The 26,233-nt window shown below is 55.0% G+C and carries 23 protein-coding genes; 16 read left to right on the plus strand and 7 right to left on the minus strand.

What is annotated here, in order from left to right:
• Positions 1–22: 22 nt before the first annotated feature.
• Complete coding sequence (locus ACO6TI_RS21095) at positions 23–1,747, minus strand: extracellular solute-binding protein (RefSeq protein ID WP_422383308.1); 1,725 nt, start codon at positions 1,745–1,747, stop codon at positions 23–25.
• A 413-nt stretch (positions 1,748–2,160) separates the two neighbouring features.
• Between ACO6TI_RS21095 and ACO6TI_RS21100 the strand changes: the two genes are divergently transcribed.
• On the plus strand, positions 2,161–2,772 hold the full coding sequence (locus ACO6TI_RS21100) for an invasion associated locus B family protein (protein ID WP_029065427.1): 612 nt from the start codon (positions 2,161–2,163) through the stop codon (positions 2,770–2,772).
• An 87-nt stretch (positions 2,773–2,859) separates the two neighbouring features.
• On the opposite strand, the gene hspQ is transcribed toward ACO6TI_RS21100, so the two are convergent.
• From hspQ to ACO6TI_RS21115, 3 genes are all read right to left on the minus strand, one after another.
• The gene (gene hspQ, locus ACO6TI_RS21105; RefSeq protein ID WP_029065428.1) at positions 2,860–3,183 is read right to left on the minus strand and encodes a heat shock protein HspQ; all 324 of its coding nucleotides are present in this window, start codon (positions 3,181–3,183) and stop codon (positions 2,860–2,862) included.
• A gap of 102 nt (positions 3,184–3,285) precedes the next feature.
• The gene (locus tag ACO6TI_RS21110; RefSeq protein ID WP_108875213.1) at positions 3,286–4,326 is read right to left on the minus strand and encodes an HpcH/HpaI aldolase/citrate lyase family protein; all 1,041 of its coding nucleotides are present in this window, start codon (positions 4,324–4,326) and stop codon (positions 3,286–3,288) included.
• A gap of 94 nt (positions 4,327–4,420) precedes the next feature.
• Positions 4,421–5,386, minus strand: coding sequence for a lysophospholipid acyltransferase family protein (locus ACO6TI_RS21115; protein ID WP_108875214.1), 966 nt, complete (start codon positions 5,384–5,386; stop codon positions 4,421–4,423).
• Between the two features lie 226 nt (positions 5,387–5,612).
• On the opposite strand from ACO6TI_RS21115, the gene ACO6TI_RS21120 reads away from it, so the two are divergent.
• Positions 5,613–6,566, plus strand: a complete 954-nt coding sequence (locus tag ACO6TI_RS21120; RefSeq protein WP_422383309.1) for an AEC family transporter — start codon at positions 5,613–5,615, stop codon at positions 6,564–6,566.
• A gap of 47 nt (positions 6,567–6,613) precedes the next feature.
• Entirely contained in the window at positions 6,614–7,015 is a 402-nt protein-coding gene (locus tag ACO6TI_RS21125; protein ID WP_422383310.1) for a DUF1801 domain-containing protein, read from the plus strand.
• A gap of 33 nt (positions 7,016–7,048) precedes the next feature.
• Here ACO6TI_RS21125 and ACO6TI_RS21130 read toward each other — a convergent pair whose 3' ends face one another.
• A complete protein-coding gene (locus ACO6TI_RS21130; RefSeq protein WP_422383311.1) occupies positions 7,049–8,251 on the minus strand; it encodes a UbiH/UbiF family hydroxylase in 1,203 nt (400 codons plus the stop codon).
• 196 nt (positions 8,252–8,447) lie between these two features.
• Between ACO6TI_RS21130 and ACO6TI_RS21135 the strand changes: the two genes are divergently transcribed.
• The 12 genes from ACO6TI_RS21135 (at position 8,448) to ACO6TI_RS21190 (ending at position 22,359) form a co-directional block, all read left to right on the plus strand.
• Positions 8,448–9,374 carry a DUF2182 domain-containing protein gene (locus tag ACO6TI_RS21135; protein WP_422383312.1) on the plus strand — a complete coding sequence of 309 codons (927 nt, stop codon included), beginning with the start codon at positions 8,448–8,450 and terminating at the stop codon, positions 9,372–9,374.
• Positions 9,375–9,554: 180 nt separating this feature from the next.
• On the plus strand, positions 9,555–10,271 hold the full coding sequence (locus ACO6TI_RS21140; protein WP_108875216.1) for a CDP-alcohol phosphatidyltransferase family protein: 717 nt from the start codon (positions 9,555–9,557) through the stop codon (positions 10,269–10,271).
• 92 nt (positions 10,272–10,363) lie between these two features.
• The gene (locus ACO6TI_RS21145) at positions 10,364–11,341 is read left to right on the plus strand and encodes a quinone oxidoreductase family protein (RefSeq protein ID WP_422383313.1); all 978 of its coding nucleotides are present in this window, start codon (positions 10,364–10,366) and stop codon (positions 11,339–11,341) included.
• 36 nt (positions 11,342–11,377) lie between these two features.
• A complete protein-coding gene (locus tag ACO6TI_RS21150) occupies positions 11,378–12,337 on the plus strand; it encodes a LysR family transcriptional regulator (protein WP_055120828.1) in 960 nt (319 codons plus the stop codon).
• 90 nt (positions 12,338–12,427) lie between these two features.
• Complete coding sequence (gene uraH / locus ACO6TI_RS21155) at positions 12,428–12,778, plus strand: hydroxyisourate hydrolase (protein WP_422383314.1); 351 nt, start codon at positions 12,428–12,430, stop codon at positions 12,776–12,778.
• Positions 12,779–12,781: 3 nt separating this feature from the next.
• Positions 12,782–14,263, plus strand: coding sequence for a xanthine dehydrogenase small subunit (gene xdhA, locus ACO6TI_RS21160; RefSeq protein WP_422385323.1), 1,482 nt, complete (start codon positions 12,782–12,784; stop codon positions 14,261–14,263).
• Entirely contained in the window at positions 14,247–16,586 is a 2,340-nt protein-coding gene (xdhB, locus tag ACO6TI_RS21165) for a xanthine dehydrogenase molybdopterin binding subunit (protein WP_422383315.1), read from the plus strand. The genes xdhA and xdhB overlap by 17 nt, the downstream gene beginning before the upstream one ends.
• Positions 16,583–17,593 carry a xanthine dehydrogenase accessory protein XdhC gene (xdhC, locus tag ACO6TI_RS21170; protein WP_422383316.1) on the plus strand — a complete coding sequence of 337 codons (1,011 nt, stop codon included), beginning with the start codon at positions 16,583–16,585 and terminating at the stop codon, positions 17,591–17,593. Before xdhB ends, xdhC begins: the two co-directional genes overlap by 4 nt.
• A gap of 63 nt (positions 17,594–17,656) precedes the next feature.
• On the plus strand, positions 17,657–19,201 hold the full coding sequence (locus tag ACO6TI_RS21175) for an ABC transporter ATP-binding protein (protein ID WP_409857478.1): 1,545 nt from the start codon (positions 17,657–17,659) through the stop codon (positions 19,199–19,201).
• Positions 19,201–20,289 (plus strand): ABC transporter permease, encoded by a 1,089-nt coding sequence (locus ACO6TI_RS21180; RefSeq protein ID WP_422383317.1) that lies wholly within the window; start codon positions 19,201–19,203, stop codon positions 20,287–20,289. Before ACO6TI_RS21175 ends, ACO6TI_RS21180 begins: the two co-directional genes overlap by 1 nt.
• A complete protein-coding gene (locus ACO6TI_RS21185; RefSeq protein WP_055120630.1) occupies positions 20,282–21,196 on the plus strand; it encodes an ABC transporter permease in 915 nt (304 codons plus the stop codon). Before ACO6TI_RS21180 ends, ACO6TI_RS21185 begins: the two co-directional genes overlap by 8 nt.
• A 98-nt stretch (positions 21,197–21,294) precedes the next feature.
• On the plus strand, positions 21,295–22,359 hold the full coding sequence (locus tag ACO6TI_RS21190; protein WP_055120629.1) for a BMP family ABC transporter substrate-binding protein: 1,065 nt from the start codon (positions 21,295–21,297) through the stop codon (positions 22,357–22,359).
• A gap of 116 nt (positions 22,360–22,475) precedes the next feature.
• On the opposite strand, the gene ACO6TI_RS21195 is transcribed toward ACO6TI_RS21190, so the two are convergent.
• The gene (locus tag ACO6TI_RS21195) at positions 22,476–23,735 is read right to left on the minus strand and encodes a mandelate racemase/muconate lactonizing enzyme family protein (protein WP_422383318.1); all 1,260 of its coding nucleotides are present in this window, start codon (positions 23,733–23,735) and stop codon (positions 22,476–22,478) included.
• A 338-nt stretch (positions 23,736–24,073) separates the two neighbouring features.
• A complete protein-coding gene (locus ACO6TI_RS21200) occupies positions 24,074–24,895 on the minus strand; it encodes a spondin domain-containing protein (RefSeq protein WP_055120628.1) in 822 nt (273 codons plus the stop codon).
• 395 nt (positions 24,896–25,290) lie between these two features.
• On the opposite strand from ACO6TI_RS21200, the gene ACO6TI_RS21205 reads away from it, so the two are divergent.
• A complete protein-coding gene (locus ACO6TI_RS21205; RefSeq protein WP_422383319.1) occupies positions 25,291–26,232 on the plus strand; it encodes a patatin-like phospholipase family protein in 942 nt (313 codons plus the stop codon).
• Position 26,233: the final 1 nt, after the last annotated feature.

Below are 26,233 nucleotides of genomic sequence, written 5' to 3' on the forward strand. Positions count from 1 at the left end.
TGTCCTTCGTCCATAGGTCCGATTATTGCGCGGTCGATGACCACCAGGTGTCAAACTCATGACCATAAAGGGAATGGTGTTCCGGTGGCACGACATCTTTCCAGTGTGCAACCCAGTCATCTGATACGTGATAGAGCGGGACAGCATAGGTACCCGAAATCAATACTCTGTCGAACGCCCTGACCGCATCGATGAAGTCGTCACGGCTGCGAGCCCCGACAATGGCATCGATCAAGGCATCGATCGCCGGTTCCTTGGCACCCACAAAATTGAAAGACCCTTCGGCGTCCGCGGCCTTCGTGCTCCAGCGGCCATATTGTTCGGCGCCGGGCGACAGTGAAGCATACCAGGTATTGAAAACCATATCGAAGTTCCGCTTTGTCCGGCGATCCTCGAATTGCGACGGGTCGACGCTACGCACGTTCACTGCGATACCCAGAAGTTCAACCGTCCGGATATAGGCAAGCGCCAGTTTTTCCTCATCCTCATTCTTGGCGAGAATCTCGAAGGCAAGCTGATTGCCGGTTGTCTCGTGTATGAGTTTTCGGTCTTTCAGCGCGTAGCCGGCATTCTTGAGTTCAGCCAGTGCAGCACGCAGGACTTTCCGGTCACGTCCCGATCCGTCAGCATCGGCCGGACGCCAGCTTCCTGTCATCACCTCCGGGGAAACTGCATCAGGGAAGGGGGCCAGAAGTTCTTTTTCCCGATCGCTTGCAGGACGTCCGATCGAAGACAATTCGGAATTGTCCCAATATCCGGCGGTTCGGGTAAACAGATCATAGTAGAGGTTCCGGTTTACCCACTGGAAGTCGAACAGCATCCGCAAGGCTTTACGTACTCTGACATCGGAAAACTGTTCCTTGCGGGTGTTGAACGCAATACCCTGCATGGGAGCGGGAACGCCGCGCGGGATTTCTATCTTGACGACGTCACCACTTTCTGCCGCCGGAAAATCAAATCCGGTTGCCCACCGGGCAGGGTCACGGAATTGCAAGGCCTTGATCAAGCCTTTCTTGAATGCTTCCTGCAACGTGGTTTCATCACGGAAATACTCGATCCTGATCTCGTCGAAATTGTCGAATCCGGCTTTGACCGGCAGGTCATTTGCCCAGTAGTCCGGGTTCTTTTCATAAACAACAAGCCGTCCGGGCTGGATTGTCTTGAATGTATAAGGACCACTTCCTACCGGAGGTGTAAGCGAAGATTTGTCGAATTTTTCCGCATCGGTGTGTTTTTTGGAAAAGATGGGGGCGAGCGAGATAAGCAGGGGCAACTCCCTGTTTTCACCGTTCTCGAATTTCAGTTTGATCCGGTTAGGAGCCGTGATTTCCTTTTCGACAATCGCCGCATACCAGTTCCGATACGGAGGGCGGCCCTTGTCTCGGATAATATCCAGGGAAAACACGATATCATCGACGGTTACCGGAGTTCCGTCGGAAAACCTGGCATTCGGATTGAGTTCGAACTCGATCCATTCCCTGCTGTCCGGCATGCGGACCCGCTGCGCGATCAATCCGTAGAGTGAAAAAGGTTCGTCGTAGGAACGAACCAGCAGGCTTTCCAGAACATTGTTGCCGAACTGGCGCTCGCGCATTCCGCGTGCAGAGGTCCAGCCTCCCTGGACAATAAACGAGTTCAGACTGTCAAAAGTTCCCTGAACACCCAATGTGATCGTGCCACCTTTGGGTGCATTCTCGTTTGCATAGGGAAAGGGTTGATCCGGGCCAAGCGCTGGTGAACCATGCATGGAGATCGCGTGTGACCATGGTACCGTTTCGTCGTCAGCCAAGGCCGGCCCGGAAAACCAGGGCAGCAAGAGACAAAATACCGCGAACGCACTACGTCTAGTGCTGTTGTTGCAGAAAACAGACACAACCAATTCAAAGCAACGCATAACCACCACCGGAGATTCCCTTGATTCTCGCGGTTCAGACTAGCACATGGTGAATGTGAAGGCGCCAGCAACAAGTCATAAAGACAAAGATATACAGATTTGAATCGAACCTGAGCATTGCGTTGCAATTCGGCCACCCTCTCGCCCAAATTCAGTGCCTTACCATGCATTTCACAGATCTAATGTTCAAACGGGCCTTGCGGATGTTTCCGGAATGCCTCAGAACAACGCGAAGATTTCGAATACGCACGATTGAGGACGTTTCAATGACGAGTGTTTTGAAAAGAGGATTCTTCGGATGCGCAGCAGCTGCATTCGTGGCCGTGTCTTCTTTTGCTGCCGCCCCTGCAATCGCCCAGGAAGAGAAAAGCCCTTGGACGAAGGCATGTAATACCAATCCGAATACGCAGAAGGAAATCTGCTTCATTTCGATTGAGTTGCGCACAAATACCGGTCAGTTCTTGAGCAACATTGCCATTCAGGAAACCGAAGGCGAAGCCCGCAAGAAACTTCTTGTCGCTGTACCGACAGGTGTATTGATCCAGCCCGGACTTCGCATCCAGATTGATGACAGCAAGCCGGTTCAGGCCAAATACAGCATCTGCGCCCCGAACGCATGTTACGCGGAACTTGCGATTGACGACACGTTCATCAACGCAATGAAGCAGGGTGGTGAGATGCGGGTTGCACCGTATAACCAGCAAGCCAAGGAAATCGTCTTCAAGATGACCCTTATCGGCTTCACCAAGGTTTATGATGGAGAGCCCATGGACCTGGCAGAACTGCAGAAGAGACAGGAAGAACTGCAGAGCGAGCTGCAAAAGCGCGCTGACGAAGCACGGCAGAAACTGATCGATGCTCAGCAGGAAAACCAGTAGCTTTCAAACAATTCAAACAGAAAGGCCGGAACGCAAGTTCCGGCCTTTTTTTGTTCGGAGGGGCAAACCCGCGAATTTTCAGTCGTGTCAGTGGATCTCGACACTGCGCGGAAGATATGATCCGTCGGTCTGTTCCTCGAAAATCTCCTCGACCTGCGGGTGGCGGACAGGCTCCCCGGTCATGTCGGGTTCCAGGTTCTGCTCGCTGACATATGCAACATATTCGGTCTCCTCGTTTTCGGCGAGAAGATGATAAAAGGGTTGGTCCCTGACCGGACGGACGTCCTCAGGGATCGCATTCCACCACTCTTCCGTGTTGCTGAACGTCGGGTCGACATCGAAAATCACACCCCGAAAGGGATAAATCCGGTGCCGGACGACCTGACCTATTCTAAACTTCGCCGTTCGCATGGTTACTCGTCCGCTTACTGCATGCAATGCCGGGATACCGTTTCGGCAACCTGCTTGCAAGCGTTGTAACATTAAACTCTATACAAGAGACCTTGTGAATCTCTAAAAACCATAAACCTCGGCCAACTCCTTGTCCTTGCTTGAAACCAGCTGTGCAAGATCGACGATGACCTTGGCCTGCTTCCAGGTTGCATCATCCTGCATCTTGCCATCGATCATGACGGCACCTGTGCCATCCGGCATGGCATCCAGGATCTTGCGCGCAAAGGCAACTTCCGCAGGGTCTGGCGAAAAGACTTTCTTTGCGATTTCGATTTGCGAGGGATGAAGCGACCAGGCACCGAGACACCCCATCAAAAAGGCATTGCGGAACTGGCTTTCACAAGCTTGCGGGTCAGAAAAGTCCCCGAATGGTCCATAAAAGGGTTTCAGGCCATATGACAGGCACGCATCGACCATTTTCCCGACAGTGTAGTGCCAAAGATCCTGCTGGAATGCGGTCCGCACACCACTATTGTCACTGTCCGAAAGCACCGCGTAATCAGGATGGCCACCACCGACGCGCGTTGTTTTCATGCCTCTGGATGCCGCAAGGTCGGCTGGTCCCAGGCTCATTCCATGCATGCGCGGACTGGCTGCTGCGATTTGCTCGACATTCTTGACACCCTCCGCGGTTTCAAGAATGGCATGGATGAGGATCGGTTTCCCCAGTCCACCCTTAGCTTCCAGTTGAGCAAGCAACTGATCGAGATAGTGAATGTCCCAGGCGCCTTCGACCTTTGGCAACATCACGACATCCAGCTTGTCGCCGACGGCCTGGACGATTTCCATGACATCATCGAGAAACCAGGGGCTGTTCAGGCAGTTTACCCGCGTCCACAGTCCGGTTGATCCGAATTCATTTTCCCTTGCCAGCTGGATAAACCCGTTCCGTGCGTCGGACTTGGCGTCCGCCGGAATGGCGTCTTCGAGATTGCCCAGGACAACATCGACCTTGTTCACAAGGTCCGGCACCTTGGCGCGCATCTTCTCGATATGTGGCGGAACAAAATGGATCATTCGCTCAAGCGAGATAGGCATCTCTCGATACGGGGTGGGAGCACCAATTGCGAGCGGTTTGTAGAATGCGCTTGGGGTTTTCATGAAAATCGTGTTCCTCCTCCTGTTCGTAAGCTAGCTATAACGCTTATGTTGCGCTGCAACCATCCCCCGATAGGTGAAGGAGAGGGGATCGGGTTCAACCCTCCTGCGCCTTGGAGACGGCTGCCCGGTCAGCCTGCCGTCGAGCCAGACTTTTCCCCGGCGGGGCCCATTTTTTGTGTATCCACATCCACTGCTCGGGATGTTCGCTGATCCAGCCTTCGAAGATTTGGTGTATTTCGGCGGTGGCCGCCTTGATATCCGCCTGCCGGTCGCTTGTTTTCGGCACTGTGATCGCGCGCCCTTCAATGTGGAAATTCACGCCATTTTTCCGGACAACACGACCCAGGACGATCGGTACATTGCAGGATCGTGCGATTGAGGCCGGCACGGTATTCGCGTAAGCCATCTGACCGAAAAAGGGAACCTGTACACCTCTGGCTTCCCTCAGGTCCCCCATCATTGCAACGACACCACCGCTCTTCAGCGTTCCCAGTATCTTTCGCGCCGTTTCCGGTCCCTTCGACAGCAAGCCGCCACGATAGAGGTCCTGCCGCAGCGAGCGCAGCGCCTTGTCTGCCTCCGGATTGCGCAGAGCCTGGTAAACGCCGGTTACATCCACCCCGTGGCTTGTGACGGGTTGAACGCAAAGTTCCCAGTTGCCACTGTGAAACGACATGAGGACACAGGCCTGTTCGCCAGCAAGAACTCTCTCGGTCGTTTCATCGGCAACGGCCTCAAATCGAAAATCCTGTTTGAGAAGCCTGTCGGTATGGAATGTCTCGACTGCCACGCGACCGAGGTTTTCCCACATTCCTCGGACAATTTCCTCTCTCTCGCTCTCCTTCATTGAAGGGAACGCGTTTTTCAAATGTTTCAGCGCGCGCTTGTGACGCGCATTGAACGGTGCAAACGCCCGCCAGCCTTTGCCCATCAGGTACGAGGCAATATCGACCGGTATGAGACGAAAAAGGAATATGGCTGACTTTAAAGCGATGCTTTCGATATGGTTTTGCAACGCAAACCGTTTGGGATGTTTCCTCTGTCTTTTTTTTCGCGACATTCCGGCCGGATGCTTTCATTTTGCCTGACCCGGTTCTTTCGTCGGGCGGCTTCAGGACGTATCTGTCAAATTGAGCCCTTGCGGTAGGGCTTCAGACCTGCTTGGAATGCGGGACATTGATACAGTCCAGCAAGTGACGCGTCCTTATCCAAGCTCAACGACAGATGCAAGTATCTTTACCCGAACGCTCCACCTACCGATCGCAACACCAAGTCTCGGACACTGAATGCTGGACGTCATAACTCTGGCCTTGCCGTTCTTCGGACTGATACTTCTTGGTTTCGGCGCAGGAAAGGCAAAAAACATACCTGAGTCCGGGCTTGCCTGGATGAATTTCTTTGTCATCTATCTGGCGCTCCCCGCGCTGTTTTTTCGGCTGTTATCCGCAACACCCTTTGAACAATTGGCCAACCTGTCGTTCATTGCGGCAACGACTTTCACGACCTACGTCGTGTTCGCGATTTCTTTTTGTATTGGCGTGGTAGCAACGCGGGGCAGTATCGGCGAGTCGACGATACTGGGCATCGCCGGCGCCTATTCGAATGTTGGATACATGGGGCCGGGATTGACCCTTGCTGTATTGGGTGAAGAGGCAACGGTACCGACAGCGCTCATTTTGACCTTCGACAACGCACTTATGTTCATTCTTGCGCCGCTGCTCATGGCTTTGGCGGGAACAGAAAACGAGACGTTTGCCCAGACTCTGAAACAGATCTTCGTCAAGATTTTCACGCATCCCTTCATCCTGGCGACCATTGCCGGTGTGTCCGCTGCAGCCTTTGAATTCCGCCCGCCGCAAGCGGCAAACACGCTTCTGCTTTACCTCAGCAATGCCGCCGCTCCCTGCGCCCTGTTTGCCATGGGTGTCAGTATTGCTCTTCGCCCCGTTGGAAGGATACCGATAGAGCTTCCTCTGGTCTTGTCGGTAAAACTCCTGTTACACCCGATACTCGCCTTCCTGCTGTTGACGTGGCTTGGTGGATTTGATCCAGGCTGGATCGCAACTGCGGTTTTGATGTCGTGCCTGCCACCGGCAACGAATGTTTTCGTGATTGCGCAGCAGTACGGTGTTTATGTTCAACGCGCGTCAAGTTTCGTACTGGTGGGCACTGCGCTTTCAATCGTGACAGTGACGGCATTTATCTGGGCAATTACCTCCGGTGTTCTGCCCATCGGTTGAAACGATGCGCCCAACCGGCAACGCAAGGAAGGCTGCGTTTCAACGCGATGACTGAAAAACCCCCCACACTGGATGTGATTGAAACTTACCCCGACCCTGTTCGAAACCGCTTGATGCAGCTCCGGCGCCTTATCCTGGAAACTGCCCTGAAAAGTGAACATGTCGGTGAAGTGCAGGAGACGCTGAAATGGGGGCAGCCGAGCTTTCTGACCGTCAAACCGAAATCGGGAACGACAATCCGAATAGACAAGGACACTTCCGATCTGGGTGATGTCGCTTTGTATGTAAATTGCCAGACTTCGCTCGTGTCCGACTGGCGTGCTCTTTATCCGCACATCGAATTCGGCGGCAACAGAAGCGTTCATTTCAAGGCAGAAGATTCGCTTCCGGAAAATGAAATTTGCCAGATGATCTCAATGGCGCTCACTTACCACGTAAAGAAACGGTAGTCAGCGCGGCAGGCTTTGACATCCGGCTGGAAACTACCCGGGAATACGAAACCCCACGCTGGGTGCCATTCCTTCACGCATCAGGAGACGCCTGAACGGACCGACCCGGTCGGCCATGTACATGCCGATGCTACGTGCCACCTGTACCGGCAGGAACGAGGTGAGGAGGGACTTGTTCAATGCATCAACCGCGTTGGTTCTCAGCCTGATGTCGCGCATGCGTGATTGCTCGTAGGACATCAGGATTGCCGGATCTCCCGGGTCGCTGTGCCGCAGGCTCCCGCGTTGGATAACCGACGTCAGGTCATGGATGTCGCGAAGAGACAGGTTCAGGCCCTGTGCTCCGATGGGTGGAAAGACATGTGCCGTTTCACCGACAAGAGCCAGCCTTTGTCCGGTCAGCTTGTGTGCATTCAGACCAGAAAGCGGGAAGCTTTGAATCTCTGATGCCAGTTTGAACGAGCCAAGGACCGAGTGCGCACGTTTTTCCAGTTCCAGCTCCAGGTCTGTCGAAGCCATCGAGATCAGGTCACGCGCTCCCTGCGCGGTTTCCACACAGACAACCGAAGATTGACGACCAGGCAGAGGAACAAGTGTGAATGGTCCGGTGCGCGTATGAAACTCCGTGGAAGTGCTTTGATGCGGCAACCGGTGTTCGACGTTGAGAACCACAGCCTCCTGAGGGTAGGACCAGGTTTTCACTTCAATTCCAGCGGCTTGTCGAAGCATTGAATTTCTGCCGTCCGCGGCGACAGCAAGACGCGCCCGCGCCTGATTTCCGGAGGACGCATGAACGTCGACTAACGTCTCGGAGTATTCGACCGTTTCCGCGCTGCCGATTATGCAGTCCAGGTTACCTTGAGAATTGCATTTTTCCTCGAGTGCCTTGTTAAGATCGCTGTTTAAAATATTGAATCCAAACTCACTCAGATCGAGTTCACTGGCGTCGAAGACAACTTCAGGAGCCCTGATGAGTCGCTTCGTATCGTCAATCATGCACATCTTCTTGAGTGGAGCGGTATTACCGGCAAGATCCGCCCACACGCCGATATCATCAAGAAGCGATATGGATTTTTGCCAAAGGGCAGTCGTCCGTCCGTCGACACGTTGCAATTCAGGCGCAACCAACACCGTTGAAAGCCCGAGCTGTGCGAGCCTCAGCGCGGCGATACGTCCAGAGGGACCGCCCCCGACAACGACTACATCATGCGTGACCGGCGGTGAGGAGTCTGGCATTTGTTTGTCCCGATCTGTGATCTGATTGCATAGAAAGTGCCTCAATGACTGTATTTTTCAACAGGACGAAACCACGCAGGGCGGTGTGAATTTGTATAACACGAACAGGAAATCAGTCTCGAATGCGCAAGATCAAACCCTTTTGGAAAATCCCCGATATAGTGGATTGCCGGGAAGACCAGCAGCAAACTGAAAAATGAGTATCACGACAGCCACGACAACTACCGGTTCGCACGAGCAGCAGCGAAAAAGACCAGCGGGGGCGGGCACCTGGCCTTTTGTGCTTTTGCTTGTCGCAACGCTCAGTGTCAGCGGTTGGGCCTATCTCGTTGCAATGATCGCCGACATGGTTCCGGCAATGGACATGGCCGAGGCTGGCCCCGGCATGGAAATATTCAATCAGTTCAATCTGTTCAAGGGTCTGTCCGCCGAGACAAGGGCTGCACTTGCAGTTCTCTGCCTGCCGGCGGGTGCGACCTTCGGCATGCCGACCCAGGCCATGACCGCGATCGACCTCGCGAAGGTTTTCCTGATGTGGGCGATGATGTCGATGGCGATGATGCTGCCAACGTCAATTCCCATGTTAAAGGCCTATACCGGCTGGATTGACAGCCGGGAAGGTCCCGATCAACGAGCATTCTGGCCCGTCTTTGGCTCCACATTTGGATATCTTTCCGTATGGTTCGGTTACGCTGTCATCGCGACCGTGGCCCAATGGCTACTTTCCATGACAGGTGGACTGAACGACATGATGGCGCCGGCCAGCCTGGCTTTGACCACATCCGTCCTTTTCGCAGCAGGAGTTTATCAGTTCACACCTGCCAAAAGATCGTGCCTGCAACGCTGCTGGTATCCCCGCTGGGTATTTTCGGCCGACAGCGGAAAATCCACTATCCTGTCCGGATACCGAGAAGGGCTCGTTCAGGGCTGGGCATGCCTCGGTTGTTGCTGGGCAGTTATGACCGTCATGTTTGCCTTCGGCCTGATGAATATTGTCTGGATAGCTCTTTTGGGCGGTGTCATGGCGCTGGAAAAGGCGGTTCCGAACAGGGTCTTTCCGGCTGCAATCGGTGCTTTTCTGCTCGTCTGGGCCGGGTTTCTGACAGTTGCCATTTATTTCTGAGTTCGAAAATTGTTTATCGCAGAATTGCCACTGGGGCTGTTTTTTCGGTTCACACTGTCATACGATTGCAATATTACTCCCCGGACGCGGTAGAGCGATGCTTGCCGGGCAATGGCAAATCTGCCTGAAACCGGACCTGATTACGATCTGCGCCGCGTTCATTTAGTGTGAGGATACCCCGTGACGGACATCACCCCGGGCAAATCGGCGCCCGAACCCGCTCTATTTCTAATTCATGTCCTGACGGCTTCCGGTGCTCCCATCGCTTTGGTTGCCCTTTTGGCGGGCGCGCAGGGAAATTGGGCTGAAATGTTCGCCTGGCTCGGCCTCGCATTTTTTGTCGACGGAATTGATGGCCCGCTTGCACGACGTTTCAATATCGCCGAGCGCTTGCCGCGCTGGTCCGGCGCATCACTTGATTTTGTAATCGACTATGCGACCTATGTTTTCCTGCCCGCATTTGCATTGTCCTGGAGCCTGATGCTGTCTCAGCCATGGAACTGGATCTGCGGCGGCCTCGTTGTCTTCACCGGTGCGCTTTATTTCGCTGACAATGGCATGAAGACACCTGATGGATCCTTCAAGGGCTTTCCTGCCGGCTGGAACATGGTTGTCTTCGGCCTGATGGTCCTGTCTCCATCCGAAGCATTTACAATTGCAATCGTCCTGCTTTGCTGCGCGCTTACATTTGCGCCCATCCGTTTTGTCCATCCTGTACGCGTTCGGCGCTGGCGGATCGTGACCCTGCCTGTCACCTTGCTCTGGATGGCGCTGGCAGCGCTGGCGATCGTGGACAACATGTCCCTCAACGGCATCACTTCATTGCTGTTCACCGTATCGAGTATCTACCTGTTTTCCATCTCAGCCATCCAGCAACTGATCGACAGGGTCGATTGAAATCCATATTGACCTTTCCGGCATGCCTCGAACTCATTAATGTTCCGGTCAGGCACATTAGATTTTGAGGCGTAAGCCTTTTGGAGGTTCGAATGGTTCAGGCAATCCGCGTCCACGAAACCGGTGGTCCCGATGTCATGCGTTGGGAACAAGTCGATGTCGGCGAACCGGGGCCCGGCGAAGTCCGCATCCTTCATACCGCGATTGGCCTGAATTTCATCGACACGTATTTTCGCTCGGGACTTTATCCGTCTCCAGCCGGTTTGCCGTTTTCGCCCGGAAATGAAGGAGCGGGAATCGTACAGTCGGTCGGCGACGGCGTCGCGCATCTCAATCCGGGAGATCGCGTTGCCTATGCCGGTCCTCTTGGTGCCTATGCGCAGGAGAGAATTGTTCCCGCTGACAATCTTGTCGTGATCCCGGACGGCATTGACGACAAGATAGCCGCAGCAATGATGCTGAAAGGGATGACCGCTCAGTACCTGCTGCGGCAGACATTTGCCGTCGGACCAGACACAACGTTGCTGTTTCACGCAGCTGCAGGCGGCGTCGGATTGATCGCAGGCCAATGGGCTGCCCACCTGGGTGCTACCGTTATCGGCACAGCTGGTTCAGACGAAAAAATCGCGCTGGCGAAAGCCCATGGCTACCAGCACATGATCAACTATCGCACGGAAGACTTTGTTGAGCGCGTCAAGGAGATCACCGGGGGAAAGGGCTGCGACGTCGTCTATGATTCTGTCGGCCAGGACACCTATCCGGGCTCCCTGGATTGTATCATGCCATTGGGAACGTGGGTCAGCTTTGGCCAGTCATCGGGCCCCATTACAGATTTCAATCTTGGTCTCCTGGCGCAGAAAGGATCATTGTTCGCGACAAGGCCGACCCTCTTTACCTACATTGCGACCCGTGACGCGTTGGAGGCAACGGCAGGCGAACTTTTCGACGTCGTCCAGAGAGGGATAGTCAAGATCGAGCTCAACCAGGAATATCGTCTGGCCAACGCCATCCAGGCTCACGAAGATCTCGAAGGCAGGAAAACCACCGGCACAACCGTCTTGATTCCTTAAAACTGGCGTCTTGATCCACCAATAATTGGAATATCGATGCTTTCCGGACGGGCCCAGGAACTTTCGCGAAATCTCTACAGTCCCGCCATGCGGTACTTTCTCGCCGCCGCGGAAGCAGGGTCGATCCGCGCCGCGTCACGAGAACTCAATGTCGCGTCTTCTGCCGTCAACCGGCAGATCCTCTGGCTGGAAGAAGCCCTGGGCCTCCAGCTTTTCGACCGTGTCGGACGACGTATCAGGCTGTCACAGGCCGGAGAACTGTTGCTCGCACATGTCCGCAGGACATTCTCCGATTTTGAAGGCACTGTCGCGGAGCTCGATGCGCTCAAGGGATTGCGACGGGGAACCGTCTCGATCGCCTCGGTCGAAAGCGTTTCGGAAAAACTGCTACCTGCCGTGATAAGCAGTTTCCGCAAGAGCTTTCCGGGAATCCATGTCAATGTTTCCGTTTCTTCCTCCCAGGAGGCGGCTCGAAAAGTCGAGACTGCCGAAGCCGATGTCGGGTTCACGTTCGACCCACCAGAGAACTCCGCATTGACTGTTGCCTTTCAACAGGAGCTGGTCATCGGCGCGTTGATGAGGCCGGATCATCCGTTGGCGAAGGCCGAAAACCTGGATCTTGAGGAATGCCTGAAATTTCCCGTGGCACTTCCCGCAGAGGGCCTGTCGTTGCGTACACGCCTCGATATGGTCCGCAATCGTATAGCAGGTGTTTCCAGAACCTACGTGGAAGCCAATTCGCTGCGCCTGATGCGGGCACTTGCAAGAGAAGACGGTGTCATTGGTTTCCAGACAATGATTGGGTGTGAGGATGACCTTTCTTCCGGCGCCCTCGTATTCAAGCCACTCACGGATGCGCCACTTCAAGCAGACCGTTTATGTGTGATAACCTCGTCGTTGCGCGCACTCGCGCTTGCCCCAGGGATGTTTTTCGACCACTCAGTGCTCGCCTTAAAGGACCGTAACTCTTCCAATGATGCCAAAAAGGCATCATAAAGGTCTCAAATGAGCGCTTTGTCTGCGTTGATTTTTAAGGCACATTTTTCGAAGGAATTGCGGCACTTTGCTGCGCGAGGGAGAAAGCTGATGGGGCGTTTGACGACCCACGTACTTGACACTGCATTGGGCAAGCCCGCGAGCGGGTTAAAAATCGAACTATGGTCGCAGGGCGAAAACCCGGCTCGCATCTCGTCACATGTCACAAACACGGACGGTCGCGTCGACGGTCCGATTGTTGAAGGAGAGGCTTTCAAGACCGGTGAGTACGAACTGCGTTTTCATGCAGGTGACTACCTGAAGGCCACAGGACAATCTCTTCCCGACCCGTTGTTTCTGGACATTATTCCAATACGCTTCGGTATAGCGGAACCGGATGGCCACTATCACGTGCCGCTGCTTGTATCGCCTTTCGGCTATTCGACCTACCGCGGGAGCTGAATGATGCGCGATACCATCCGCTTTCTGAAAGCCGGCGAAATCATCGAACTCCAGAATGTAGGGCCAACCGAGACGTTGCTTGATTACCTGCGGCTCACCAGACGCGAGACCGGAACGAAGGAAGGGTGCGGTGAGGGAGACTGTGGCGCATGCACTGTTGCCATTGGCCGAATGATCAACGGAAAACTCGTCTATCAGCCGGTCAACAGCTGCATTCTGCTTCTCGGCATGATTGACGGCGCAGAACTCGTGACCGTTGAAGATCTTGCCCAGGACGACCGACTGCATCCTGTTCAGACCGCTATGGTCGAACTTCATGGCTCGCAATGTGGATTTTGCACGCCAGGCTTCATCATGACGCTATTCACGCTCTATCATGCCGCAGACGTGGAAAAATCCCGAAAGACGGTTACGGAATGGCTTGCTGGCAATCTTTGTCGCTGTACCGGGTATCGTCCGATCGTGGATGCCGCGCTCAAGGCGTGTTTTCGGGCAACCGACGATGCTTTTTCGTGGCGCGCGAATGAAACAAAGGAAAGATTGCAGTTCCTTGCGGACAGCCGCGATATTTTCATCGGTGATGACACGGGCTTCTTTTCCGCGCCTTCAACGCTCGACGGGCTGGCGGCTCTTTATGGCCAGCACAAGGACGCGACGCTCATTGCCGGGGGGACCGATGTAGGTCTTTGGATTACCAAGCATCTGCGTGAACTGCCGAAAATGATCTGGCTTGGCCGGATTGAAGGCCTCGACCGCGTTGAAGAAAGCGCGTCTGGTGTTCTGATTGGTGCGACTGCGACCTATGCTGCGACAGAAAATGCAGTTACCCAGATTTCAGTTGATCTTGGTGAACTCTGGAAACGAATTGGTTCCAAACAGGTTCGTGCTTCGGGCACGGTCGGTGGAAACATTGCCAACGGGTCACCAATCGGAGATACGCCGCCGGCACTGATTGCACTGGGAGCAACGCTTGAATTGCAATCCTCGGAAGGCTCGCGAGCATTGCCGCTGGAAGATTTTTATCTGGAATACGGCAGACAGGACAGGAAACAAGGGGAATTTGTCACCGGTCTGTTCGTTCCGCGTCTTTCAAGCAACCAGGCTTTCCGCTGTTACAAGATATCCAAGCGATTTGATCAGGATATCTCCTCTGTCATGGGAGCGTTCCGGTTCACGATCGAGGACGGCGTCATTGTTGCGTCGCGCATTGCCTATGGCGGCATGGCCGGAACACCGATGCGCGCTGCCGGTGCGGAGAAATCCCTGGCGGGAGCGACCCTGGACGATCCCTCAAGCTGGGGCACGGCCATGCAGGCACTCTTGTCAGATTTTGATCCATTGACAGATATGCGCGCCAGTTCCGACTACAGGATGGAAACGGCGCGGGCCCTGCTTGCAAAATCGCTCATGGAAATCAGCGGGACCGCACCGGAAGATATACGTGTCCTGGCAAGGCGGGAGGCCGACAATGACCGCGCCGCTTGACAGGGAACATGTGACCCCGCCGCTAAAACACATTCGCAAGCCTCTGCCGCATGACAGTGCCATCAAGCATGTGTCGGGTACCGCGACCTATATCGATGATATCGTCGAACCGGTCGGCACGCTTCATGTCGTGCCGGGATGGGCCAGACACGCGGTCAGGGGCAGGCTGTTGTCGGTTGAATTGAACGAGGTTCGGGCAACACCGGGCGTCGTTGCCGTGCTCACGTCCGGTGATGTCCCGGGCACCAACGATTGTTCTTCCGCATTTGGCGACGACCCGGTCCTTGCCGAGGAGGAAATCTTCTTTTTTGGACAGGTCGTTTTTGCGGTCGTTGCCGAAAGTCGGGAGATTGCACGCAAGGCCGCCCTCAAGGCGAAAATCGAAGTCGCACCGATAACGCCTATCCTCACACCGGAAGACGCTGACCACGCCGACACCACTGTGCTGCCTGACTATCAGTTCCGCCGGGGTTCGCCGGAAACAGGGTTGCAGGCATCTGAAAATGTTCTGTCGGGATCCATGTTTATCGGCGGCCAGGAGCATTTCTATCTCGAGGGTCAGGTTGCCATGGCAATCCCTCAGGAAGATGGCGGGATGTTTGTCCATTCATCCACCCAGCATCCGACGGAAATCCAGCATACGGTGGCAAAGGTACTCGGCGTACCGGATGCAGCCATCACGGCCGAGATCCGCCGTATGGGTGGCGGATTTGGCGGCAAGGAGTCTCAGGCAAACCAATGGGCTGCCCTCGCTGCACTGGCAGCACGCAAAACCGGCCGAACCTGCAAGATGCGCCTTGACCGGGATGATGACATGATCATGACCGGCAAGCGTCACGATTTCAAAGTCAACTGGCAGGTCGGTCATGACGCTTCCGGCAGAATCCGCGCTACGGATTTGGAATTTTTGGCCCGATGCGGTTACTCCGCGGATCTCTCGCTCGGTGTAAACGACCGCACCATGTTCCATGCCGATTCCAGCTACTTCTATCCCGACACGCTGATCCGGTCCCGCAGATTGCGGACAGACACCTGCTCCAACACCGCTTTCCGCGGTTTTGGCGGCCCCCAGGGAATGCTCGCCGCTGAGCGGATGATCGATGCGATTGCCATTCACCTGGGCAAGGACCCTCTGGAAATCCGGAAACTGAATTTCTATGACGGCGAGCGCAACGTGACACCCTATGGCATGCCGGTCGAAGAATACGAAGTCATGCATGACCTCATTTCAAGACTGGAAGTCGGAAGCGACTACTGGGTGCGCCGGGAAGAGGTAACCGCGTTCAACGCTGCCAATGCGGTTCTGAAAAAAGGCATCGCGCTGACACCGGTCAAGTTCGGCATTTCGTTCACACTGAAACATCTGAACCAGGCCGGTGCACTCGTGCACCTTTATACGGATGGCTCGGTCCATCTGAACCATGGCGGCACGGAGATGGGGCAGGGGCTATACCAGAAAGTCGCTCAGGTGGTCGCCGAGGAATTCGGTGTGACGATGGACAAGGTCATCATCACCGCAACCAATACATCCAAAGTGCCAAATACCGGACCAACGGCCGCATCCTCCGGAACTGATCTCAACGCAATGGCGGCCAAGATTGCCGCAAAGGAGATCAAGACGCGCCTTGTAGCCTTCCTGTGCGAACAACATCAGTGCGGTGAGGAAGCAATTCATTTCGGCGACAACAAGGTCCTCATTGGTGACAAGAGCTTTTCACTCTCCGAGATAGCGAAACAGGCCCATGTAGGCCGCATCCAGATGTCGCATGCCGGTTTTTACGCAACACCTGGCATTACCTGGGACAGGGACAGTGTCTCCGGACGGCCGTTCTACTACTTTGCATTCGGTGGTGCCTGCTCGGAAGTGACGATCGACACCATGACCGGTGAAATGACGGTCGACCGCGTCGACATACTCCATGACGTCGGACACTCGCTCAATCCCGCCATCGACATCGGTCAGATCGAGGGTGGTTTCGTCCAGGGCATGGGCTGGCTGACGACCGAGGAACTCGTCTGGGACGAAGAAGGCCGGCTTCGAACGCATGCACCGTCGACATACAAGATACCGACGGCATCAGACCTACCGGCCGATTTCAACGTTCAACTCTACGAAAGCACCGGCAATCCCGAGGATACGGTCTACCGGTCGAAGGCTGTGGGGGAACCACCGGTCATGCTGGCGAACTCTGTCTTCTGCGCTATCACTGATGCGGTCGCCAGCCTGATCCCGGGAGAAGTTCCGAACCTGAACGCGCCCGCGACACCCGAAGCGATCATGAAGGCAGTGCAGGACATGCGCCGGAGAAAGGTTCCCTCATGATGGTTTGGGGGCACATCGTCGACTGTTTGAAAAACGGCGGTTCCTGTGCCCTTGTCACTGTTGCGCGTGTTGAGGGTTCGACGCCCCGCGAAGAAGGAACAAGGATGGTGGTGCGGCCGGACACTTCATTCTACGGCACCATCGGAGGCGGCACTCTCGAATTCGAGGCGATCCGCAAGGCGGCAACTGCCGCCCGAGAAGCAAAGCCCGCATTTTTACACCAGTCGGTTTCACTGGGACCCGATCTTGGGCAATGTTGCGGCGGACGAGCAAAGCTGACTATCGAAGTCCTGACATCCGAAACACTGACATTTGCCGAGACCCTTGCCGCGCTCGAGGAAGCGGGAAGTGCATTCGGCACGATCGCGAATTTACGGGACGGTCGTCTTGGACAGCGGCGTGTCCTGGAACAACCACCTGAAAGCGCGATAGCGTTTGATGATCTTTCCGAAGCCGGTACTTCCGTGGTCACGGAAAGATTCGGTGAGACGAGGCGTCCATTGTATCTTTTCGGAGCCGGTCATGTCGGCAAGGCGTTGGTACTTGCCATGGCGCCACTCCCGTTTGCAATAACCTGGATCGACAGTCGTGCAGGCCAATTTCCAGGGCGGGTACCTGCCAACGTGAGCAAGGTGTGCGTTGAGAACCCGTCCACCCTTGTCGACACGGCGCCCGAAAATACCTTCATCCTCGCCATGACCCACTCACATGCGCTTGACGAGGATATCATGGCACGCGCCTTGCTACGGCAAAGGTTCGCGTATTGCGGTGTCATCGGTTCGAAAACGAAGAGAGCACGGTTTCAGCGACGAATGAAAGCCAGAGGTCTGGACGAAGCGCTTGTGTCGAAAATGGTCTGTCCGGTTGGGAATACGGCGATAAAGTCAAAGCATCCGGCGGCTATCGCAGCCGGAATTGTTGTCGATCTTTTGGAACGTGACGAAACGTTGCAACACCAGGCCTTCATTGGTCAGGGGCTTGCACAAAAAATAACACTTGGTCAATAAGGCGGCATTCGCTTGGGGGATAGCGTGGCAGAAACAACCCTTCCAGAGGTAGATGAACACCCGGTGCAGCAGGACAGATCCGAAAAGGACACATTGCTGGACGCACGAGGGCTGACGAAGCGGTTCGGCGACATACTTGCAAACGACCGTGTCGACCTGATCATCAACAAGGGAGAAATCCATGCACTGCTCGGCGAGAACGGTGCAGGCAAGTCGACACTTGTAAAGATGTTCTACGGCTCGCTCGAACCCGATGATGGCGAAATATTGTGGGGTGACCGACAGGTCACCATCGGGAACCCCGCGGCTGCCCGGGAACTCGGCATCGGCATGGTATTCCAGCACTTCTCACTGTTCGAAGCCCTCAATGTCGTTGAAAACATTGCGCTTGCACTGCCAAATCCGGGAAACATGCAGGATCTCGCAAAGCGCATTGAGACTGTTTCCCGTGACTATGGCCTGCCGCTCGATCCGGAGGATATCGTTGCCGATCTGCCAGTCGGAATACGCCAGCGGATCGAGATTGTGCGCTGTTTGCTGCAGGAACCCCGGCTGATAATCATGGATGAACCGACATCCGTGTTGACCCCGCAGGAGGCCGACCAGCTTTTCCTGACCCTTCAACGGCTCGCCAAGGAAGGCTGCGCGGTGCTCTATATCAGCCACCGTCTGGAAGAGGTGAAGCGGATCTGTCACCACGCCACGATCCTGCGCCATGGACAGGTGGTGCGTGAATGTGATCCGACACTCGAAACACCTGCTTCTTTGGCCAGCATGATGGTGGGTGCAGACGTAGCAGCAGTAAGCGCAGGCGAGCAGGCTCCCGAAATTGGCGAAACCAGGCTCGCCCTTCAGGGATTGAGTGCCAAGGCGGCAACTCCTTTTGCGACCGCACTCAACAACATCTCGCTGGAGCTTAGGGCCGGCGAAGTGGTCGCAATCGCCGGAGTAGCAGGAAATGGGCAAGGTGAATTGTTCGACGCTATTTCAGGTGAAATGCCCGCTGCCGCCAGCATGATCCATCTCGACGGAACAGCGTGCGGCAACAAGAATATCAACTGGCGACGCAAACAGAACGCTGCCTTCGTCCCGGAAGAACGGCTCGGGCACGGTGCGGTTCCGGGCATGAAACTGTCCCAGAACATCGTTCTGACACGTCATGGAACCGGCGACAAACTGGTTGGGGCCGGTTTTGTTTCCAACGCCGAGGCGAGCGTATTGGAAAAGCGGATCAAGCAGGCATTCGATGTTCGCATGTCCCATGACGATCCGGAGGCAAGATCGCTATCGGGCGGCAATCTGCAAAAATTCGTGGTCGGCAGGGAACTCGATCGCAACCCGGGCATCCTCGTTGTCAATCAGCCGACATGGGGTGTTGATGCCGGGGCGGCCGCCCTTATTCGTCAGGCGCTGATCGATCTCGCTCGATCCGGTTCAGCCGTACTTGTCATCAGTCAGGATCTCGATGAGATTTTCGAAATTGCCGATCGGATTGCCGTGATCTCGCGGGGCTTCCTGTCGGAGGCCGAACCCGCAACGGACATGACGCGGGAACGCGTCGGACTGCTGATGGCGGGTGGCGCCGAGACGCAAGGAGAGGTGGCCTGATGCGTATCGAGCTTGTCAAAAGAAAAGAACACAGCCGGACGATGGCACTGCTGTCGCCATTGATAGCTGTTGCTCTCACGGCATTTTCAGCTGCAATCCTTTTCTCAATAACTGGTCATAATCCTCTGATAGGATTATATAAATTCTTTATCGAGCCGCTGACACAACAATGGTCGCTCGAAGCTACCATAGACAAGGCGACACCATTGATCCTGATCGGTTGTGGCCTGGCGGTTTGTTACCTGTCCAACAACTGGAACATCGGCGCGGAAGGCCAGTTCGTTGTCGGTGCTTTGTTCGGCTCGGCGCTGCCGATCCTGTTTCCATCTTTTGAAAATGTCATCACGCTACCTCTCATGCTGCTTTTCGGCGCGATCGGCGGCGCGTTATGGGCCCTGATACCAGCCCTGTTGAAGACCCGGTTCAATACCAACGAGATCCTGACGAGTCTCATGCTTGTCTATGTGGCTGGGCTCCTTCTGGATTACCTTGTCCGAGGGCCGTGGCGAGACCCGGACGGATACAACTTCCCGGAATCCAGAATTTTCTCGGACGCAGCGACGCTACCCGAAGTGTTCGGGGGAGCCATGAGCTTGTCGGCACCGATCACGATCGTCATTGCAATCGTGCTGGCAATCGTTCTCGCCAAAACCTTGAAGGGATTTGAAATCAGGGTGATGGGAGAAAGCCCGCGCGCCGGCAGTTTCGCAGGATTTTCCGCCAAGAGACTGACCCTGTTCTCTTTCGCAATCGCAGGTGCACTGGCCGGACTGGCTGGAACCATGGAAGTCTCTGGCGCCTTGAACCAGCTGTTGCCGTCGATATCGCCAGGCTACGGTTTCACGGCAATCATCGTTGCGTTTCTGGGGCGCCTCAATCCGATCGGCATCATCATTGCCGGGTTTGTCCTGGCACTGTCCTACATTGGTGGTGAAGGTGTTCAGTCGGCGATGGGCGTTTCCAATGAAATCGCCAGCGTCATTCAGGGTCTGCTTCTGTTTTTCGTGCTGGCATGCGATACGCTTATTCTCTATCGGATCCGCATGGTATCCCGGCGCGTTCCAACCGGGGAGGCATCTCATGTTTGAAGCTGTTTTGCTGACAGTCATCACCGCGGCAACGCCTCTGCTCATCGCAGCCGTCGGGGAACTTGTTGTGGAGCGCTCCGGTGTCCTGAACCTGGGCGTTGAGGGTATGATGATCATGGGCGCAGTGATCGGATTCGCAGTCGCCAACCAGACCGGCTCGGGATCTCTGGGTGTTGTTGCGGCGGTTGTCGCCGGCATGGCAATGTCTGCGCTGTTTGCATTCCTGGTGCTATTTCTTGTCGCCAACCAAGTTGCGACAGGACTTGCACTGACTATCCTTGGAATTGGGCTTTCGGGAATGATCGGGGAAGCGTTCATCGGCGTCCCCGGCCTCGACCTGCCACAGCTTTATATTCCCGTGCTTTCCGAAATTCCCTTCATCGGCCCGGTGTTCTTCCAGCAGGATGCACTGGTCTACCTGAGCTTTGCCCTCGTGGCTGCAGTCGCCTATTGCCTGTTCCGCACCCGTCTTGGACTTGTGTTGCGGGCAGTCGGCGACAACCATGGTTCCGCACACGCTCTTGGATATTCGGTGCTGAAAATCCGCTTCATGGCAATTTTGTTCGGTGGTGCCTGCGCAGGACTTGCCGGAGCCTATCTTTCGCTGGCCTATACGCCGCAGTGGGTGGAAAACATGACAGCTGGCCGCGGATGGATCGCCCTGGCGCTCGTGGTTTTCTCCTCGTGGCTGCCACTGCGAGTCGTTGTCGGAGCCTATCTCTTTGGTGCCGTCAGTGTCCTGAACCTTCACGCTCAGGCGCTCGAATTTGATATACCGTCCCAGCTTCTGTCGAGCCTGCCGTATCTTGCGACTATTGGAGTACTTGTCCTTATCTCCGCAAACCGCAGACTGACACTGGTAAATACCCCGGCCTGTCTTGGAAAACCGTTCGTACCCGACCGGTAATCCATTCAGCATGAGGTCCTGTCCGAACCCGTTAGCGATCAGGGGGCGGGCTGAAGAAGAGATCGCAAAAAGAGATCAAAGAAAAGGGGAATGAACACATGAAATCTCTTTTGAAAGCCACTGTCGCAGCCGTGGCATTCGCTGCTGCCGGTTCGGCTGCAAACGCTGCTGATGTCAAAGCCTGTTTTGTGTACGTTGGTCCCGTGGGTGACTTCGGCTGGACTTACCAGCACGACCAGGGCCGTTTGGCAGTCGAAGAAAAGTTCGGTGACAAGGTTGAAACCGCCTATCTTGAAAGCGTTCCGGAAGGTCCGGATGCCGAGCGCGCTATCGAGCGTTTCGCCCGAGAAGGCTGCAACGTCATCTTCACCACTTCCTTCGGTTACATGAATCCGACGATCAAGGTCGCGAAGAAGTTCCCGGATGTGAAGTTCGAGCACGCAACCGGCTACAAGACCGCGGACAACGTTGCCACCTACAACTCGAAATTTCACGAAGGCCGGTACATCATCGGTCAGATCGCTGCCAAACAATCCAAGACAGGAACTGCCGGCTACATAGCATCATTCCCGATCCCGGAAGTTGTCGCTGGTATCAATGCATTCCTGCTCGGCGCGCAGTCGGTCAATCCTGATTTCAAGGTCAAGGTTGTTTGGGTCAACACCTGGTTCGATCCGGGCAAGGAAGCTGATGCTGCCAAGGCACTCATCGATCAGGGCGCCGATATCATCACGCAGCACACCGATTCCACAGCGCCGCTTCAGGTGGCTCAGGAACGGGGTGTCCATGGGTTCGGTCAGGCATCCGACATGATTAATTTCGCCAAGGATGCACAATACACCGCAATTATTGATGATTGGGCCCCGTATTACATAGAGCGTGTGCAGGAAGTTCTTGATGACAAATGGCATGCGGGCAGCGCTTGGGACGGTCTGGCAGAAGGTCACGTCGTGATGGCGCCCTACACGAACCTTCCGCCGGATGTCGTTGAGATGGCAAAGGCGACTGAAGCCAAGATAAAGGGCGGCTGGGAACCCTTCACCGGTCCGATCACCAAGCAGGACGGTTCGGTAGCTGCTGAAGATGGCGTCACACTCGATGATGGCGCGATCCTCGGCATGAACTGGTACATCCAGGGTGTCGACGACAAGCTGCCGGAGTAATTTGCAATACCACCGGACCGGGATACGTCCCGGTCCGGACCTAAGAGATCTGACGATCGGTCTCGATTCAGGGAATTGCTGGACGTTCCATTGTTTTCCCTTTGGTCAGGGCCGCTTCATTCCACTCTGGTTGTCCTGTGGATCGCGTCGGCGCGCCTGAAGATATCCGGCTGCAAGTCCATTCCCAGACCGGGGCCGCCAGGAATTGATATCATCCCGTTTTCAATTGGCGGCAGATGATCGACAAAATCCTGATACCAGTTGTAGTAGAAGCCCCGCGCTATCTCCTGTTCCCTGACATTTCGAAGACTGAGTGCGAGATGTGTCGAAACGGCGAGGGTGACGGGACCGGAACAGTCATGAAAGGCGATCGGGCGTGAACTCGCTTCGGCAAGAGCAGCTATTTTTCGTGCAGCCGTGACGCCTCCCGCCCAGACGACATCCACGATGGGTGTCGAAATGTTGCCTTCGTCGATCAGAGACTTGAATTGTCCGAGGCTTGCGAGCGTCTCGCCGCCTGCCAGCGGGGCCGATGTCACGCTCGCCAGATTGCCCACTTCGTGGGGACGGTCCATCCAGACCGGATCTTCGATCCAGTCCATGTCGAGTGGTTCAAGTACGTTCGCGATTTTTATTGCGGCATTTAGGCTCCACAATCCGTGCAACTCCGCCTTCAAGCGGATTTTGTCACCGTGTGCCTTGCGGATCCTTTCAAACGGTTCGACACCCCTTTTCAAATCCGGCAGGGAAATATCGACGCCATCAACGGCGCCGTCTGCCAGATCGAACGGCCAGATCTTCATGGAGGAGATGTTCATGTCCAACAGGGACGCGGCAAGGTCTTCGGGATGGTTTAAAAACCCATTGAGATCGTCATAAAGACCGCTGTCCTGTTTCGCGCCGTCAGTCCCGAAATTATCGGGTCTCACCGCCGAGGTCTTGGAGACGTAGTCCGCTCCAGCACAAGTGTTGTAGACCTGAATTCCGGTCCGGGTTCTTCCCCCCAGAAGATCGCATAACGGTTTGCCAGCCGATTTTGCAGCAATGTCCCAAAGCGCCACGTCAATCGCTGCGAGCGCCCGCACTTCCGCGCCGCTTCCCGTGAAGCCGACATATGGCTGCATCTTCATGTTCAGGAATTCAATCTGGCTGGCATCCTGTCCCAAAATTATGGGAGCGATGCGTTCGTGAACATCCGCTTCGCTCGGCCCGGCACCAAAATACGTTTCACCCAGACCGGTGCAGCCATCCTCTGTGTGAATGCGCACCCAGAGAAGATTGGGATGGGCGCCCAGTCGCAGTGTTTCAACGGCTTCAATCTTCACGGTCTTCATCCTGTATCCCGGGGTGAAACTTGCAACGTGCGTCGGTGACATGACGTTGCCCAAGCCTAGACACTGGATCACCGACGAGGCAAGGATCTCCATCCCGGAATACGGTACACCGCTGTTTGAAAACGTCAGGTCAGAATGAGTTTGGGTCGAAGGCGAAAAATGAAACGACGTACAAGTACATTTTTAATAAATGGAGGTTCAAGCCTGAAGGCTTCAACTTCAATCCCATCCATCAAAAAAACGGTTTTGACGATCTTTCGGATTGCGTTGCAGATCTTGTCCAGGGCCCGGCATCGAAGTGCTGCGAGTGCATTCGGCAATATCGGCAACCCTTTGGGTATCATCTGGGCGAGTGAACACGCCCAGATGAATTGATTTGGCTAAGCTTTCCTGGCGCGGCTGCGCCCTGCAAAACCAAGTACGCCGAGGCCGGCAAGCAATAATCCGGCACCCGCAGGAAGCGGTACTGCTGTCGGTGCAGCCTCAATATCGATTGTGAAGAGGACAGTATCCGCCGTAATCGATCCGGCGCCGGTTACACCAAACAGGGCTTCAAGCGCGCTAAATCCATTCCCACCTGACCCATCATCGATGTCTATCAGGCGCGTGATGGTGCCACCTTCAGTGTCGCCGAGTTGAATGTCCTGGCCCGGAAAGGCAGCCCCGAACAATTGGTTCACCTCTGTTCCGGCATCCCAGATGGATCTTCCCGTGATTTCAATCGTCTGTTCGATCACGTTGCCCGCTGCATCAAATATCGCGTAGGCAAGCGGATCGTCATTGCCGAGAAAGGTGTCGTTTGAAGGTACAAACATCGACAGGAATGTCGCGTAGCGGTTCACTGTCGGATCGACGACATCAATGGTCAATGTACCGGATTCGCCATCCAGGATCGGTCCTCCGGGACCGAAGACAAACCCGCCTTGTGAATTGGGTTCGACGGCAAGACGCTCAGGCGCGATAAGGTTGGGTGGGTTTGGCGGAACCGGAACTTCCGCGATTTGTTCAATGCCGGCGCTTGCCGAGGCACCTTCATCAAATGCATCAAAGCCGCCTGAGTGAATACCTGTATAAACAGGCGTCACCAGGAAACCAAAGCCGTTGGAATTATTGAAAGTAATATCAATTGTTGCGGCGTTCGCTGAGCCCGCAACCAAGATGCCTATCACGCTTGCACCAAGCAGCGAGGTAATCTTTGACATGTCGCTCTCCACATTAACAGTGTTCAAACACCCCGATCGGGGTGCGGCTTGAACACTAAGGGAACCGCTGATCCGCTCTGCTCACTTCGACACACGGTCGGCACACGTTGACGTTAGGAAAACTAGATGTGATGTCTCGCCGACATTTTTTGATTCGCTTAAATCAGAATTCTCGCGATTGAAACCTTGAGAATGGCGTCGAGGACTTCTTGAGACTGTGTTGAACGTGTGATGGATACTCCAACAGTCAGTAGAGTTGATCGTCTCAGGCGATTAATACGTCAGATACCCAATCCAACTGGTGTCCCGCGAAGGGCATTGGTATCGCTTCAATTGTCTTGATTGCCACGATACCTGATGTGAATGTTGGCTTTCATGCGATGGGAAACCTGACAATGATTCAGCGACGTGAACTGATGCTCGGAGCTCTGGCTGCCGGCGGAACAACGATAGAGACATTGAAACCCGTTCAAGCTTCGACGGAAACTCCGGTGAAAGAAAGCGACAGAATGCCGACCGACGGATTTGCACTCGCGCTCGGAGGAGGTGCAGCAAAGGCATTTGCGCACATTCCGATCCTGGAAGCTATGGATGAGCTCGGCGTTACGCCAACGGAAATTTCCGGAACCTCCATGGGATCCATACTTGGCGGGCTCTATGCAAGCGGGATGAGCGGCAAGGAAATTCGAAAATACGCCGTCGATTTGTTCACCAGGAAAACGCAATTATTCCAGAAACTGTTTTTGAAGGATGGTCGGACATGGTCATCTCTTTTCAACGTGGTGCGACCCGCGATCATCGACCCGATCGTGCTGTTTGAAACGGTGTTTCCAGCAGAGTTGGCCGCGGATTTTTCCGGACTTCGCATTCCAATGAAGATCATCGCGACTGACTTTTACCGGCAGTCCCAGGTTGTCCTCGCGGAAGGCCCCTTGCTGCCGGCCATAGCGGCCTCCTCGGCGTTGCCGATGCTTCTGACGCCGGTCGAGATCGACGGCCTCGTGCTGATTGACGGCGGTTTCGTCAATCCGACGCCATTCGACGTTTTCGATGACAGCAAGCTCCTGACAGTCGGTATCGATGTCACCGGCAGCGACTATTCCCGCAAGAGCGGACTTCCGAGCGGAATGGACACCTGGATCGGATCATTCTCCATCACGCTTCACTCGCTCGTTGCCGCCAAGCTGGAATGCTCAAGACCGGACCTGCTGATCGAACCACCCATCGGCAAATTCAAGACAATGGATTTTTTCAAGATCGAGGGCCTTCTGGAAGCTGCGGATCCGGCCAAGGAGGTTTTCAAGCAGGAACTGTCCAGACTCCTGGAAAACAATTGAA

Source organism: Roseibium album, from assembly GCF_965233825.1.
GTDB classification, from domain to species: Bacteria; Pseudomonadota; Alphaproteobacteria; order Rhizobiales; family Stappiaceae; genus Roseibium; species Roseibium album.

Excerpts from the sequence above, each read along its gene's own strand:
- ACO6TI_RS21095 (WP_422383308.1), bottom strand. The coding sequence starts at position 1,747 with ATGCATGGTTCACCAGCGCTTGGCCCGGATCAACCCTTTCCCTATGCA.
- ACO6TI_RS21100 (WP_029065427.1), top strand. The coding sequence starts at position 2,161 with ATGACGAGTGTTTTGAAAAGAGGATTCTTCGGATGCGCAGCAGCTGCA.
- hspQ (WP_029065428.1), bottom strand. The coding sequence starts at position 3,183 with ATGCGAACGGCGAAGTTTAGAATAGGTCAGGTCGTCCGGCACCGGATT.
- ACO6TI_RS21110 (WP_108875213.1), bottom strand. The coding sequence starts at position 4,326 with ATGAAAACCCCAAGCGCATTCTACAAACCGCTCGCAATTGGTGCTCCC.
- ACO6TI_RS21115 (WP_108875214.1), bottom strand. The coding sequence starts at position 5,386 with ATGTCGCGAAAAAAAAGACAGAGGAAACATCCCAAACGGTTTGCGTTG.
- ACO6TI_RS21120 (WP_422383309.1), top strand. The coding sequence starts at position 5,613 with ATGCTGGACGTCATAACTCTGGCCTTGCCGTTCTTCGGACTGATACTT.
- ACO6TI_RS21125 (WP_422383310.1), top strand. The coding sequence starts at position 6,614 with ATGACTGAAAAACCCCCCACACTGGATGTGATTGAAACTTACCCCGAC.
- ACO6TI_RS21130 (WP_422383311.1), bottom strand. The coding sequence starts at position 8,251 with ATGCCAGACTCCTCACCGCCGGTCACGCATGATGTAGTCGTTGTCGGG.
- ACO6TI_RS21135 (WP_422383312.1), top strand. The coding sequence starts at position 8,448 with ATGAGTATCACGACAGCCACGACAACTACCGGTTCGCACGAGCAGCAG.
- ACO6TI_RS21145 (WP_422383313.1), top strand. The coding sequence starts at position 10,364 with ATGGTTCAGGCAATCCGCGTCCACGAAACCGGTGGTCCCGATGTCATG.
- ACO6TI_RS21150 (WP_055120828.1), top strand. The coding sequence starts at position 11,378 with ATGCTTTCCGGACGGGCCCAGGAACTTTCGCGAAATCTCTACAGTCCC.
- uraH (WP_422383314.1), top strand. The coding sequence starts at position 12,428 with ATGGGGCGTTTGACGACCCACGTACTTGACACTGCATTGGGCAAGCCC.
- xdhA (WP_422385323.1), top strand. The coding sequence starts at position 12,782 with ATGCGCGATACCATCCGCTTTCTGAAAGCCGGCGAAATCATCGAACTC.
- xdhB (WP_422383315.1), top strand. The coding sequence starts at position 14,247 with ATGACCGCGCCGCTTGACAGGGAACATGTGACCCCGCCGCTAAAACAC.
- xdhC (WP_422383316.1), top strand. The coding sequence starts at position 16,583 with ATGATGGTTTGGGGGCACATCGTCGACTGTTTGAAAAACGGCGGTTCC.
- ACO6TI_RS21180 (WP_422383317.1), top strand. The coding sequence starts at position 19,201 with ATGCGTATCGAGCTTGTCAAAAGAAAAGAACACAGCCGGACGATGGCA.
- ACO6TI_RS21185 (WP_055120630.1), top strand. The coding sequence starts at position 20,282 with ATGTTTGAAGCTGTTTTGCTGACAGTCATCACCGCGGCAACGCCTCTG.
- ACO6TI_RS21190 (WP_055120629.1), top strand. The coding sequence starts at position 21,295 with ATGAAATCTCTTTTGAAAGCCACTGTCGCAGCCGTGGCATTCGCTGCT.
- ACO6TI_RS21195 (WP_422383318.1), bottom strand. The coding sequence starts at position 23,735 with ATGTCACCGACGCACGTTGCAAGTTTCACCCCGGGATACAGGATGAAG.
- ACO6TI_RS21200 (WP_055120628.1), bottom strand. The coding sequence starts at position 24,895 with ATGTCAAAGATTACCTCGCTGCTTGGTGCAAGCGTGATAGGCATCTTG.
- ACO6TI_RS21205 (WP_422383319.1), top strand. The coding sequence starts at position 25,291 with ATGATTCAGCGACGTGAACTGATGCTCGGAGCTCTGGCTGCCGGCGGA.